11 protein-coding genes are annotated in these 13,621 nt (G+C 63.3%); 6 read left to right on the forward strand and 5 right to left on the reverse strand.

The window, feature by feature from the left end; translation table 11 throughout:
* The first annotated feature begins 90 nt into the window (after positions 1 to 90).
* From HKD24_RS04795 to HKD24_RS15450, 6 genes are all read left to right on the forward strand, one after another.
* The gene (locus tag HKD24_RS04795; protein ID WP_194259245.1) at positions 91 to 2,118 is read left to right on the forward strand and encodes a potassium transporter Kup; all 2,028 of its coding nucleotides are present in this window, start codon (positions 91 to 93) and stop codon (positions 2,116 to 2,118) included.
* Positions 2,115 to 3,293 (forward strand): radical SAM family heme chaperone HemW, encoded by a 1,179-nt coding sequence (hemW, locus tag HKD24_RS04800; protein ID WP_194259246.1) that lies wholly within the window; start codon positions 2,115 to 2,117, stop codon positions 3,291 to 3,293. The genes HKD24_RS04795 and hemW overlap by 4 nt, the downstream gene beginning before the upstream one ends.
* A gap of 36 nt (positions 3,294 to 3,329) precedes the next feature.
* Positions 3,330 to 4,430, forward strand: coding sequence for a nucleoside hydrolase (locus HKD24_RS04805; RefSeq protein WP_194259247.1), 1,101 nt, complete (start codon positions 3,330 to 3,332; stop codon positions 4,428 to 4,430).
* A gap of 23 nt (positions 4,431 to 4,453) precedes the next feature.
* Positions 4,454 to 4,873 (forward strand): DUF1489 family protein, encoded by a 420-nt coding sequence (locus tag HKD24_RS04810; protein ID WP_194259248.1) that lies wholly within the window; start codon positions 4,454 to 4,456, stop codon positions 4,871 to 4,873.
* Between the two features lie 162 nt (positions 4,874 to 5,035).
* The gene (locus HKD24_RS04815) at positions 5,036 to 5,980 is read left to right on the forward strand and encodes a VOC family protein (RefSeq protein WP_194259249.1); all 945 of its coding nucleotides are present in this window, start codon (positions 5,036 to 5,038) and stop codon (positions 5,978 to 5,980) included.
* On the forward strand, positions 5,977 to 6,417 hold the full coding sequence (locus HKD24_RS15450) for a hypothetical protein (protein ID WP_194259250.1): 441 nt from the start codon (positions 5,977 to 5,979) through the stop codon (positions 6,415 to 6,417). Before HKD24_RS04815 ends, HKD24_RS15450 begins: the two co-directional genes overlap by 4 nt.
* Before the next feature lie 74 nt (positions 6,418 to 6,491).
* On the opposite strand, the gene HKD24_RS04825 is transcribed toward HKD24_RS15450, so the two are convergent.
* The 5 genes from HKD24_RS04825 to truB form a co-directional block, all read right to left on the reverse strand.
* Positions 6,492 to 8,486 (reverse strand): FUSC family protein, encoded by a 1,995-nt coding sequence (locus tag HKD24_RS04825; protein ID WP_194259251.1) that lies wholly within the window; start codon positions 8,484 to 8,486, stop codon positions 6,492 to 6,494.
* Positions 8,487 to 8,490: 4 nt separating this feature from the next.
* Complete coding sequence (locus HKD24_RS04830) at positions 8,491 to 9,909, reverse strand: NAD(P)H-dependent flavin oxidoreductase (RefSeq protein WP_194259252.1); 1,419 nt, start codon at positions 9,907 to 9,909, stop codon at positions 8,491 to 8,493.
* 64 nt (positions 9,910 to 9,973) lie between these two features.
* Complete coding sequence (pnp, locus tag HKD24_RS04835; protein WP_194259253.1) at positions 9,974 to 12,124, reverse strand: polyribonucleotide nucleotidyltransferase; 2,151 nt, start codon at positions 12,122 to 12,124, stop codon at positions 9,974 to 9,976.
* Positions 12,125 to 12,320: 196 nt separating this feature from the next.
* On the reverse strand, positions 12,321 to 12,590 hold the full coding sequence (gene rpsO, locus HKD24_RS04840; protein WP_011253110.1) for a 30S ribosomal protein S15: 270 nt from the start codon (positions 12,588 to 12,590) through the stop codon (positions 12,321 to 12,323).
* Positions 12,550 to 13,551, reverse strand: coding sequence for a tRNA pseudouridine(55) synthase TruB (truB, locus tag HKD24_RS04845; protein WP_194259254.1), 1,002 nt, complete (start codon positions 13,549 to 13,551; stop codon positions 12,550 to 12,552). Before truB ends, rpsO begins: the two co-directional genes overlap by 41 nt.
* Positions 13,552 to 13,621: the final 70 nt, after the last annotated feature.

Genomic DNA, 13,621 nt, shown 5'->3' on the forward strand with positions numbered 1-13,621 from the left:
ATCTTGTCATGAGGGACAGTTGCCCTGATGCGGAGCCGCGCTTGAGAAGCGCTGTGACAGTAGACAGCGGCACTCTATTGACGCCCGTAAATGGAACCAGCAATGCCTGAACATGACGGTGACCACGCCTCCAACCCTCCTCATGGCGTAGGGATTCCCAGCGACTCCGGTGAAGTCGTCCAGACGATCGAGCAGGCCCGCTCGGAGGGACATACCCACGAAATTGGCGGCGAAGAGGATGGCTCCGGCCATGAGCGTCCCGTTGGCATGGGTGCCCTGCTCGCGGTTCTGGGCGTGGTCTATGGCGATATCGGCACAAGCCCGCTCTATGCGCTGCAATCCTCGGTCAGCATTGTCAGCTCCCCCAAGGCCCCGGCCCAGCCCTGGGAGATCATGGGTCTTGCGAGCCTGACCTTCTGGGCGCTGATGCTCATCGTCACCATCAAATACGTCATCCTCATCATGCGGGCCGACCATGATGGCGAAGGCGGCATCATCGCGCTCATGTCCCTGGCCCAGCGCGTCTGCAAGTCGCAGCATTTCCGATGGCTTTTCGGCCTCGTGGGCATTGCAGGCACCTGCCTGTTCTTCGGCGACAGCATCATTACCCCCGCCATTTCCGTGCTCTCAGCCGTGGAGGGCATCGAAACCTCCGTGCCCTCTGCCAGCCACATCATCATCCCGCTGGCGATGGTCGTGCTGGTCGGGCTGTTCTCGGTTCAGGTGCTGGGAACCGGCAGGATCGGCAAGGCTTTCGGGCCGATCATGGTCTGCTGGTTCAGCGTGCTCGCCATTCTCGGCATCAAGGGCATTTTCCTCTATCCGCATATCCTGCTCGCCCTGTCCCCGACCTTTGCGCTCGAATTCATCATCATGCACGGCTATCTGTCGTTCATCGCACTGGGTTCGGTCGTGCTCTCCGTGACGGGTGCGGAAGCGCTTTACGCCGATATGGGCCATTTCGGCCGTGCGCCCATCCGCAAGGCCTGGCTGTTCTTCGTCCTGCCGTCCCTGACGCTGAACTATTTCGGACAGGCCGCCCTGCTGATCCACGATCCGCACGCCCTGTCCAACCCGTTCTATCTGCTGGTGCCGCACTGGGCGCAGATCCCGATGCTGATCCTCGCAACCTTTGCGACCGTCATCGCCTCGCAGGCCGGCATCTCGGGCAGCTTCTCCCTGTGCCGCCAGCTCATCCAGCTTGGCTACCTGCCCCGAACCCGCATCGTACACACCAATGCCTCCGAAGAAGCGCAGATCTACCTGCCCTCCCTCAACTGGATCCTCGCCTTCGGCGCACTGGTACTGGTTCTGGCCTTCCGCTCCTCCTCGGCCCTGGCCGCGGCCTATGGCATCGCCGTGACCGGCACGTTCCTGTGCACCTGCGTTCTGGCCATGGTGGTGTTCCGCCGCGTCTTTGGCTGGAAATCCGCCACGGTCGGCATCGTCTTCGGCTTCTTCTTCATCGTGGACAGCATCTTCTTCTCCGCGAACGTACTCAAGATCCCCGATGGCGGCTGGGTCCCGCTTGCAATCGGCATCATCAGCACCATCATCATGACCACCTGGAAGCGCGGACGCAGCCTCATCGCCGCCCGCCAGCAGGCGGATTCCATGCCGATGGGCTCCTTCCTCGCCCGCCTGCCGCAGTCCCGCACGATCCGCGTCCCGGGTCTGGCCGTCTTTCTGACCGCCAATCCGGATGTCGTGCCGAACTCGCTGTTGCATAACCTCAAGCACAACAAGGTCCTGCACGACCACATCCTGTTCGTGACGGTCGAAAACCTCGACAAGCCGGAAGCCGAGCGCGGCCACCGCGCCATCGTTCAGGAACTCGCACCCAACATCCACCGCGTCATCGTCCGCTACGGCTTTATGGAGATGCCCAATCTTCCCCGCGCCCTGCTGGAACTGAATGCGCTGGGCGTAGCCTTCGACGCCATCCAGGCCTCGTACTTCACGTCGCATGAGCTCGTCGTGCGCTCCCGCGTGCCGAAGATGCAGCTCTGGCGGATGTGGATCTTCCTTCTTCTCCTGCGCAATGCCGCCTCCACGACAGAGTTCCTGCGTATCCCGCCTGACCGCGTGGTGGAGTTCGGCGTCCGGATCGCCATTTGACAACCACATCACAACCCGGGCCCCTCTCCCTCTATATCCACTGGCCCTTCTGTCTGGCGAAGTGCCCCTACTGCGATTTCAATTCCCATGTCCGGGAGGTGATCCCGCAGAAGCGCTTCGCCGAGGCCCTGCGCCGCGAACTGGCGCATGACGCTGCCCGCCTGACCCACGATGGCGTCAAACGCCCCCTGCGTTCGATCTTTTTTGGCGGGGGCACGCCCTCACTCATGGCGCCCGAAACCGTTGCCGCCCTGATCGAGGACGCGCATCGCCTGTTCGATGCGGAAGATGATCTCGAAATCACGCTCGAAGCCAACCCAACCAGCGTCGAGGCCGGAAAATTCGCCGCTTTCCGTCAGGCGGGCGTCAACCGCGTCTCGCTCGGCGTGCAGAGCCTGCGGGACGATGCCCTGCACAAGCTGGGCCGCGAACACTCCGCCACACAGGCCATTCGTGCGCTCGAAACCGCCCGAACCCTGTTTCCACGCATTTCCTTTGACCTGATCTACGCCCGGCCCGGTCAAAGCGACGCCGACTGGACGGACGAACTCACCACCGCGCTCGACCTCGTGGCCGATCACCTGTCGCTCTATCAGCTCACCATCGAGCCCGGCACGAAGTTCGAAGCCATGCACCGTCGCGGCGAACTCACCCTCCCCGACGAAGACACTGCCGCGCGTCTGTATGACCTGACCGGCGAAATCGCGGCCCGTCATGCTCTCCTGCCTTACGAAGTCTCGAACTATGCCCGCCCCGGTGCCGAAAGCCGGCATAACCTCACCTACTGGCGCTATGCGGACTATATCGGCATCGGTCCCGGCGCTCACGGACGCCTCACGCTGGATGGCGAACTCTACGCCACCCGCCGCCATCGCGCGCCGGAGCCCTGGGCCGAGCGCGTCGAAAAGACAGGCTCCGGCAGCACGGAGGAAACGCTCCTCACTCCGGAAGAAAAGGGTCGCGAGGCGCTGCTGATGGGGCTTCGTCTATCCGAAGGGATCGACGAAGCCCGCTTTGCTGCCCGCACGGGACGAGCGCTCATGGACTGTGTGGACCCGGCCCTGCTCGAAGCCTGCATTGAGGAAAACTACCTTGAGCGGGACAACGGCATTCTGCGCGCGACGGGCGAAGGACGGCTCCGGCTTGAAGCAATACTGGCGCGTCTCGTCACTTGAAGGCATGATCCGGTCTTAATCCATCTGGAAGAGACCATGCGCCGACCCATTCTCTCTGCCCTTCTGGCCGCCTGCACCGTGCTGGCCCCGTTTGCCACTGCGAACGCTGCTCCTGCCTCGAACCCCGCTCCGAACTATGTCGTACTCGACAACGACTTCCTCGGCCCGGGCGGCTCCAACATCCAGTCCATCATTCCGCTGCTCAACCGCCCCGGTGTGACGCTGCTGGGCCTGACCTCTGTCATTGGCGATGACTGGGAAAACGCGGGCACGGCGCATGCCCTCCGCTTTCTGGAAATCGCCCGCCAGACGCAGATCCCCGTGGCTGACGGTGCCACCACGCCGCTGGTCAACACGGTGGCCGAGACAAAGCTGCGCGAACAGCAGTTCGGCATCATTCCGTGGAAGGGCGCCTGGGGCGGTCTCGGCTCCATCGAGCACGTACCGGCCACACAGCCCGCCGTCGGCAAGCTGCCGGAAGGTGCGCCGCATACCGCCGCCGATCCGCTCCCGGCCGCCATGTTCCTGATCCGCGAGGTCCACGCCCATCCGCATCAGGTCACGGTTATCGCCGCCGGTCCGCTGACGAACCTAGCCTTGGCCATCCGCATCGACCCGACCTTTGCCGCGACCGCAAAACAGCTCGTTTTCATGGGCGGCCTGCTCGATGCCAGCATGATGTCCGTCACCGGCAATGCCGATTTCGCGTCCGACTTCAACATGATCATGGACCCCGAAGCCGCCCGCATCACCCTGACCGCACCCTGGGCCTCCATCACCTGCGTCGGCAACGTCTCGAACGACATCATGATGACGCCCGAACTCGCGAACCGCATCGATGAAAAGCACAACGCCGTCACGGATTATCTGAAAAAGTACCAGGCCCCTCTGCCCCTGTGGGATGAACTGACCTCCGCCATCGCCGTTGATCCCACACTGGTCACGAAATCCGTTACGGCCGTCATGGACATTAACATCGAACACGGCATGGATTACGGCCACGCCCATATCTGGCCGGACTCCACGGCGCCGAAGGCCATGGGCCTGCGCAAGGTGAAGATCGTGCAGTCTATCGACAAAACGCGCTTCATCAACGATTTCGTCTCGCAGTCCCAGAACGCTCTGGGCAGGCACTAACCCAAGGAGGGCACCCGACACACATGCTGAACATCATCAAGCTGGCCGTCGGCTGCCCGAGTATTGAAGTCCTGCGCGAACGGCTGAACAACTACCGAGTCAACGGCCACGCCACCGTCCAGACCCGCACCATGCCCAAACGGGCCGAAGAGGTGCTGGACGGCGGCTCGCTGTACCGCGTGATGGACGGCATGATCCTGTGCCGCCAGCCGATCATCGGGCTGGAAAGCTGCCAGCGCATGGATGGCAGCACGGGCACGCTGATTGTCGTATCTGACGAAATCATCCCCGTCCAGCCACGCCCCATGCGCCCGTTTCAGGGCTGGCGTTATCTGGAACCCAAAGATGCCCCGCCCGATCTCGGCAACAGTCTCGGTGACGATGGCATCGCCGAGCTTCCACCCCAGCTTCGTCGCGAGCTGGCCGAACTCGCCCTGATCTGAAGCCTTCCGGACCCAGCCATCCTCATTTTCGCTGCATTCCGGGAACGGTATGAGACATGAAACGTCATGCTCCTATTCCGGGGAACCACATGACGTTCCCCCTCCGCCCTGCCAACGCCCAAATGGTGCTCCGCGCAGGCCCGAACAAAAAGGAGTGCCGCCTTGCCCCCCTTTCCCCGTCCTTCCCGAGCAGGCACGGCTGCCGTTACGCTCTCGGCGGCCCTTTCCATCGGCCTCGGCCTGACGGCCGCCGCACCCGCCGCCCATGCCCAGACGACCGATACCCAGCCCGCAGCGGCCACCAGCGCGCCCGTCCTGCCCGGCAAGATCGTCTACGCCCAGCTCACGACACCCGATCTGACCAGGGCCAAATCCTTCTATGGCAGTCTTCTGGGCTGGACCTTTCAGGACCGCCCCGTCTCGCGCGGCCATTACGCCGAAGCCCTCGTGAACGGCCATGTTGTCGCCGGGCTTGTCGAGCGTCCCCTGCCCGATACCGCCAACCCGCCCCACCCGATCTGGCTCCCCTTCATTTCGGCGCCTGACGTTCCGGCTCTGGCAAAATCATCCCGTCAGTGGGGTGCCAAGGTCGTCTTCCGTCCGACGATGATCCAAGGCCGCGGCGAACAAGCCATCATCGCCGATCCGCAGGGCGCCCTGTTCGCCACCCTGCGCGCGCCGCAGGGTGATCCGAACGATACGGACGCCACCGCACAGGGTGACTGGATCTGGAACGCCCTCCTGACCTCCACACCTTCGGCCAGCGCCGGGTTCTACCAGAAACTCTTCGGCTATCAGGTCGAGGCCGCCCCGGCCCCCGACACCAACCAGCGCTACATCCTTGAATCCCAGTCCGTAGCGCGCGCAACCGTCAATCCCCTGCCTCCGCGCCTGCCATCCAACGCACGAGCCCGCTGGCTCAGCTTCGTGCAGGTGGACAGTGTGGGCAGTGCCGCCGAAAAAGCCGTGCAGCTCGGCGGCCGCGTTCTGGTCGAGCCGCATCTCGATCATCAGAACAGCATGATCGCCATCCTTGCCGATCCGGCAGGCGCCGCTTTCGGCGTCATGGAATGGCATGATCCCATCGCGGCAGGAGACGCGAAATGACCCGTCGGACAACGAAGACCTTCGCCCGCATTGGCGGTGCGCTCTGCCTGCTCGGCATGCTGTCCGGCTGCGTCGGTTATGACGGATACGGTTATGATGGTTACGGCGGCTATGGCGGCGGTGGCTATTATGGCGGTTACGACACCGGCTGGGGTGGTGGCTGGGGCGACGGCTGGGGCGGCGGCTACGGCGTCGGCCCCTATCGTGGACGTGGCCCCGGCGGTCGCGGCCCCGGAGGACGTGGACCGGGAGGACACGGGTTCGGTGGCGGACCCGGTGGTCATGGTGGCCCCGGAGGCATGGGCGGACATGGTGGACCGGGCGGCGGGCCCGGTAGAGGCCATGGCGGTCCGGGCGGAATGGGTGGCCACGGTGGCGGACCGGGTGGCGGTGGCCATGGCGGAGGTGGCGGTCATGGTGGCGGCGGCCATCACTGACATCCTTCCCGACCAGTCCGCGTAAAAAAAGCCGGAGACGACATCCCGTCTCCGGCTTTTCCTGTTTTCAGGCCCTAGCTGCCTGACGAAGCCGAATTACGCCCCGCCCGCTCCAGCGCCGCAATCTCGGCCATGACCTCACCATTCTCGATCTTTCGGGCAATATCCGACAGTGACGCCCCAGCCTCAAGTGACGCCGCTGTGACACGCCACCGCTCCCCGGCCTCGGCATCGCCGTCACACAGACCAGCCGAAATATCGAACCGCAGCAGTGTCGCCTCTCCGCTCAGACGCCGCAGGGCCCGCAACAGCGCATGAGCCTGCGTCGCACGCTCCCCGACAGCCGAGACACCACCAAGGATGGGCAGCGAGCCACGGGCAAACTCCGCCCGGGTCGTGTCGATCCCGGCCTGGCGCTGGATCCTGTCCGTGACAACCGGATCATCGCGGGTCAGCACAGCCGCCAGATAGCGCAGATTTCCGACCGCCGCCGTCTGGAGCAGACCGTCCATGTCCTGCCCGCGCCGCTGCGGACAGACCATGAAGGCACAGAGCAGCCCGATCACGCTGCCAAGCGTGTTATCGAGCATCCGCATCCAGGCCACACCCTGCGACGGCATGATCATTTCCGTCACGACAATGAACTGCGCGCTGATGAACACAACAAGCATGGTATAATTCACCGCCCGCATGGCGATGGCCCCGATCACGAACACCGCCACCGCCGCCAGCATCTGCGCCGAACCCGGCAGGAACGGTGTCAGCAGCAGCGCCAGCACGCCACCGCCCACAGTCCCGAGCACACGCTCCAGCGCCCGCACCAGCGTCGTCTGCCCGGAAGGCTGGATCACCAGTAGCACCGCCACCAGCGCCCAGAACCCGTAATCCAGCCCGAGCCACCAGCTCGTCATGTAAGTGGCCAGCAGCCCTACGACGAGCCGGAGCGTATGCTGCCAGATCGCCGGCGTCAGGCGCACCACATGCCGGGGCAGTTCGGCATCAAGCGGCAGCCGTGCCTTCTGTGCCAGACCTTCGGCCAGCGTTCCCAGCGTCCGCGCACTGGTGGCCACCAACTCCCCGATCGGACCAGCCGTCGCAGGAATGCTCTCCGCCAGCGCAAGCCCTTCCGACGCCAGACGTTCAAGATCCGGCGTGGGCTCAAGTGCCGCGTCACTGGCATGCTGGCACAGCGCGGAAAAAGCGGCGAGCGTGCCCCGAGCCTCGAAATCCAGCCCGCGCGTCTCGACCAGATGCTCCACCGCCAGCATGGCTGTGAACAGACGCTCCGCCCCGGCCAGAGACGCAATCAGGCGCCCGCGCATGCCATAGCTGGCGTGCCCGGCATCAATCTGGAGCGCCAGACCGCGCGCGCGCTCGATAGCGGTGCGTACATTCTGCCGATGAACCGTTTCCTGAAGACGCCCCGCCGCGATCTCGCCCGCCATGACCGAAAGCAGCCGGTAACAGCTCCCCACGGCCCGCCTGGCTGGCGCATAGGGATGCAACGGCCAGATGACGAGGCACAGAAGCATGGCCCAGACGCCACCTCCGCCGAACGCCAGGGCAATGACGAACGCGTCCTGCAATCCATGCGCCGGAAACCCCGTTCCCGCCAGCATGACGCAGCCCAGCAGCGCGCAAAGCAACGCCATGGACGGCGTGAGCGCCCGCGCCATGCCTGTCAGCAGACCCGTCAGCACCAGCCAAGGCAGCACACCCCACAGCGGATAATCCGCGACAATGGAGGTCACCCCCCCCAAAATCGCGCCGCCTACCGTGAAAAGTCCAAGAATGCGGAACTGCTCGCGCGCCGTCCCGCCCGGCTCGATCAGGCAGCTCCAGAACGCCGCAAAGGCAGCCCAGGCCAGCACGGCCTGCTGTTCGTAAAGCGCGGGAAGCAGCGCCATGACGGTTGCCACCGCAGCCCGGCTTCCCTCGGCCGGAGCAATCTGCTCCGGACTGACAGGCACGGAATGTCGCGCCAGAAACTGCGTCAGAAAGTCGAACGGCCTGCCCCTGTTGGGGGCAGGCCGGGACGACGGACCAGTAGCAAGAGGATCGCGGACCATGTCCTCAGCGACCGGTCAGGATACGCTCCACGAGCTGGCCGACCGTCGGGACAAAGCCGTTCGCGTAGAACGGATCCGTGCCGAAGCGCCACGCATTCGTGCCGCCGAACATCAGATTATGGTCCATGACCACATCCTCATCCGCACCGGGCGGAATGTGGGAAATGGTCTGAAGCGTCTTCTGGATACAGAACGACCGGGGGTCAGCTTTCTGACCTGTCGTGTACGGCTCTTTCTGCATCCAGTTGGAGAAGCGGCACTGCGACAGGCAGCCCATGCAGGCCGTCTGGTCCGCAAGGATTTCCCGCGAGCTTTCCGGCGTCACGAACACCAGCGTATCATCCGGCGTGCGCAGTGCTTCCGTGAAGCCCGCTGCCTCCCATTCCGCAATGCGCGGACGGTCAGCCGCCGGCACGAACACCTCGCGCTTGCGGGCACCAACGCCATAGGACGCTTCATATCCGTCGCCAGATTCCTGACTGTACGGCACCTGACGCTCGGAGCGCTCGCGAAGGTCGTTCAAGAAGCTGTTCTTGACGGCTGATGAGTAAAACCCGGTCGGGGAGAAGCGGTTCAGATACACATCCCCCTTCTTCAGCGTCAGAAGGCGACGCTTCCAGGCATCGGGGATCGGGCTTTCCTGCGTCAGCAGCGGACGGGTTCCGAACTGGAAGGCGATCGGCCCCAGTTCCGGATTGCCGATCCAGTCCTGCCATTCTTCAAGATGCCAGACACCACCGGCCATGATGATCGGCGTCTCGTCCAGACCGTAATTGCGCATGACGCGGCGCAGTTCGAGAACGCGCGGATACGGATCTTCCGGAGACAGCGGATTTTCCGTGTTGGACAGGCCGTTATGACCGCCCGCACGCCACGGATCCTCATAGACCACGCCACCCAGAAGTTCGGGCGCCTTGCTGTAAGCACGCCGCCACAGGGCATTGAACGCGCGTCCCGAGGAGATGATCGGATAATACGGAATCCCGAAACGGACCGCGATGTCCGACAGGCGATACGGCATGCCCGCGCCACAGGTCAGACCATGCACAAGGCTAGGAGCGCCTTCGAGGATGCCCGTGATGACTTCCTCGGCTCCGCCCATTTCCCACAGGATATTGACGTTGATCCGGCCTTTGCCGCCCGAAATATCGTGGGCGATCTTCGCCTGGGCGATGCCACCATCAATGGCGTAGCGGATCAGTTCCTGCTGACGCTCACGACGGGTCCGGCCATGGTAGATCTGCGGAATGGGCTTGCCATCCTGATCGTAGCTGTCCGCATTGACGGCCGAGATGGTTCCGATCCCGCCGGCGGCAGCCCAGTGTCCGGCCGAAACGCCCGTGGAGACGGAAACACCTTTGCCCCCTTCGATCAGAGGCAGCACATCCTGACCACCAAAACGGAGGGTATCAATAGATTTCATGGGGACTGGCTGTCTCCGATACTCAGAAAAAAAAGGCGGGGCCTTGCGAGCCCCGCCCCAACACTCATTCGGCGTCGCGACGGGGCGGACGGCCCGGCTTGGCCCCCACACTCTCCGTAATATCGGCGCCCGTGGCCTGATCGACAACCCTCATGGAGAGCTTGACCTTGCCGCGGTCGTCAAAACCGATGACCTTGACCTTCACGGCATCACCCTGCTTGACGACATCGGTCGTCTTCGCAACGCGGCCTTCAGCCAGTTCGGAGATGTGAACCAAGCCATCACGCGGGCCGAGGAAGTTCACAAACGCACCGAAATCGGCGGTCTTAACAACCTTACCATCATAGATGCGACCGATTTCCGGCTCGGCAACGATGCCTTCGATGCGGGCGATGGCCCTCTGGGCCTGCTCGTCGTTCGAAGCAGCAATCGTCACGGTGCCATCGTCACCGATATCGACCTTTGCACCCGAATACTCGACGATCTCGCGGATCACCTTGCCGCCGGAGCCGATCACATCACGGATCTTTTCCTTCGGCACGGAGATCGTGGTGATCTTCGGAGCATTGCCCGAAACATCCGAACGGCCTTCCGTCAGGGCCTTGGCCATTTCGCCAAGGATGTGGATACGGCCTTCACGGGCCTGCTCCAGGGCGATCTTCATGATTTCCGGCGTGATGGACGTGATCTTGATGTCCATCTGCAGCGCGGTCACGCCGTCAGCCGTACCGGCCACCTTGAAGTCCATGTCGCCGAGGTGATCTTCATCACCCAGGATATCGGACAGCACGGCGTAGCCACGGTCTTCCTTGATCAGGCCCATGGCGATGCCGGCAACCGGACGCGGCAGCGGAACGCCGGCATCCATCAGGGCGAGCGAGGAGCCGCAGACGGTTGCCATGGAAGACGAACCGTTGCTTTCCGTGATCTCGGAAACCACACGCATCGTGTACGGGAAGGCTTCCTTGCTCGGCAGCAGCGGGTGGATTGCGCGCCATGCCAGCTTGCCGTGACCGATTTCACGACGGCCCGGGGAGCCCATGCGGCCACACTCACCAACCGAGTACGGCGGGAAGTTGTAGTGCAGCATGAAGTTGGAACGGTATTCACCTTCCAGCGCGTCGATGATCTGCTCGTCCTGACCCGTGCCGAGCGTTGCGACCACGAGGGCCTGCGTCTCGCCACGCGTGAACAGGGAAGACCCATGAGCGCGTGGCAGGATGCCGACTTCGGCCAGGATCGGACGGACCGTCTTCAGGTCACGGCCATCGATACGGATGCCCGTCTTGAGGATGGAGCCGCGAACGACCTGTGCCTCAAGCTCCTTGAGCATTGGCTTGGCCAGTTCGACGTCCAGACCTTCCTCGGCCAGGATCTCGTTGATCCGGTCCTTGGCTTCGGCGACCTTCTTGTAACGGGCCTGCTTCTGACGCTCCTTGTAGGCATCCGCCATCAGCTTGTTGCCGACCTTCTCGACGCGCTTGCGAAGGGCGATTTCTTCCTTCGTCAGCGACGGCAGATCCCACGGAGCCTTCGCAGCGTGCTCGGCGAGCGCGATGATGGCATCGATGACCGGCTGGAAGGACGTGTGACCCAGCGTGACGGCTTCGAGCATCGTCTCTTCCGAAAGCTCGCTGGCTTCGGATTCAACCATCAGTACGCCTTCGGCCGTACCGGCGACCATCAGGTCGAGCGTGCTATCCTTGATCTCGTCATGCGTCGGGTTCACGACCAGCTTGCCGTCGATGCGACCGATGCGCGCACAGGCGACCGGGCCGAAGAACGGAATACCGGAGAGCGTCAGCGCAGCCGAGCAGCCGATCAGCGACACGAGGGCCGGATCGTTCTCGTTGTCGTAGCTCAGAACCGTTGCGGTGATCTGGACTTCGTTGCGGAAGTTCTCCGGGAACAGCGGACGGATCGGACGATCGATCAGACGTGCGTTCAGGACTTCGGCTTCGGACGGACGACCTTCACGCTTGAAGAACCCACCCGGGATCTTGCCGGCGGCATAAGCCTTTTCCTGGTAGTTGACCGTCAGCGGGAAGAAGTCCTGTCCCGGCTTGACCGTCTTGGCACCAACAGCGGTGCAGAGGACGACCGTGTCGCCATATGTGATCATGACCGCGCCGTCTGCCTGGCGTGCGACCTTGCCGGTCTCCAGGATCAGGGGGCGTCCGGCCCATTCGATTTCCTTACGGAAATAATCAAACATGCATGTTTTCCCAAATTAAGGATGAAACCATCCCCGGGCGTCCGGCAGGTGGCGGAGCAGCGTTTCGGACGGCATGGCGGTGATGGCGGGAAGCCCCCGACATGACACCATGTGGCCTGAAACGCCGGTCGCGCACCCGCACCGCCGGACAGGCGATGGCGGGATGTCCGGGAGCAGGCTCCCGGACAGATCTAGCTCAGCGACGCAGGCCGAGACGCTCGATCAGGCTCTGGTAACGGGCCTGGTCCTTGCGCTTCAGATAGTCCAGCAGGCTACGACGCTGACCGACCATCATCAGAAGACCACGACGGGAGTGGAAGTCCTTCTTGTGGGTCTTCAGGTGCTCGGTCAGGTTGACGATACGCTCGGACAGGATTGCAACCTGCACTTCCGGCGAACCCGTATCCGTCTCGCTCTGCTTGTACTCAGAAATCAGCGCCGTACGGCGTTCTGCGGTAATCGACATCGTGTTCTCCAAAAAACTCGTGGTTTTCCAGCATCCGCGCTGCCCTGAGCCGCCCATGACGGACATGACACAGACCCAGCACGTGCTCTCCGATCATCGCGCGCCACAGATGGTCTTCCCCCTGCGACGATGCCGGCAGAGGATGCACAAGGTCCGCGGGGTCTATCGACTGCCCCCAGACAAGCATCCTTCCCTCCGCATCGGTGACGGCCAGCGCCGGGATGTCGACCAGCGCGGTCGCCGCATCCAGCAGAGGAGCCGGAAGAGCATCGGCCTTGTCCACAGTTTGAGTCGATTTGTCCAGTGATATCTGATCGATCGTCAGGGCGTGGCTCAGATCGAACGGCCCGCACTTCATCCGCCGCAGCACCGAGATATGCCCGATCGTTCCGCAGGCTAGCGCGATGTCACGCGCGAGCGCACGCATATAGACGCCCTTGCCAGACTGCACGTCGAATACGGCCGTATCCGCGTCCGGACGTTCCACCAGCGTTATCGAATCGATCCGCGCCGGACGTGGCGGAAGTTCAGGCGGACGGCCGGCCCGCGCCATGTCATAGGCCCTCTCGCCCCCGACCCGAAGCGCTGAAAAAACGGGCGGCACCTGCATGACATTTCCGGTGAGCGCGGGCAGAACAGCACGGATCTGGTCATCGGTCGGGCGGTTGGGAGATGTCGCCAGAACCTCGCCTTCAAGATCATCCGTCGTCCGGCTTTCACCAAAAGTCAGGGTGAAACGGTAACGCTTTGTCGCGTCCATGATGTAGGGAATGGTCCGCGTGGCCTTGCCGAACGCGATCGGCAGGACGCCCGAAGCCAGCGGATCGAGCGTTCCACCATGACCGGCCTTTTTCGCATCAAAAGCCCATCGCAGCTTATTGACCATATCCGTGGAGGTCGGCCCCAGCGGCTTGTCGAGAATCAGCCACCCGTCGATATCGCGTCCACGTTTCCTGCCCATACATCCCGTCCTTGCTTTTGAAGGCCGCTGATAGACCAGCAGGGGGCCGGAATGCAAAAACGCCCCTCAC

The organism is Gluconobacter vitians (assembly GCF_015244565.1).
Taxonomy (GTDB): Bacteria; Pseudomonadota; Alphaproteobacteria; order Acetobacterales; family Acetobacteraceae; genus Gluconobacter; species Gluconobacter vitians.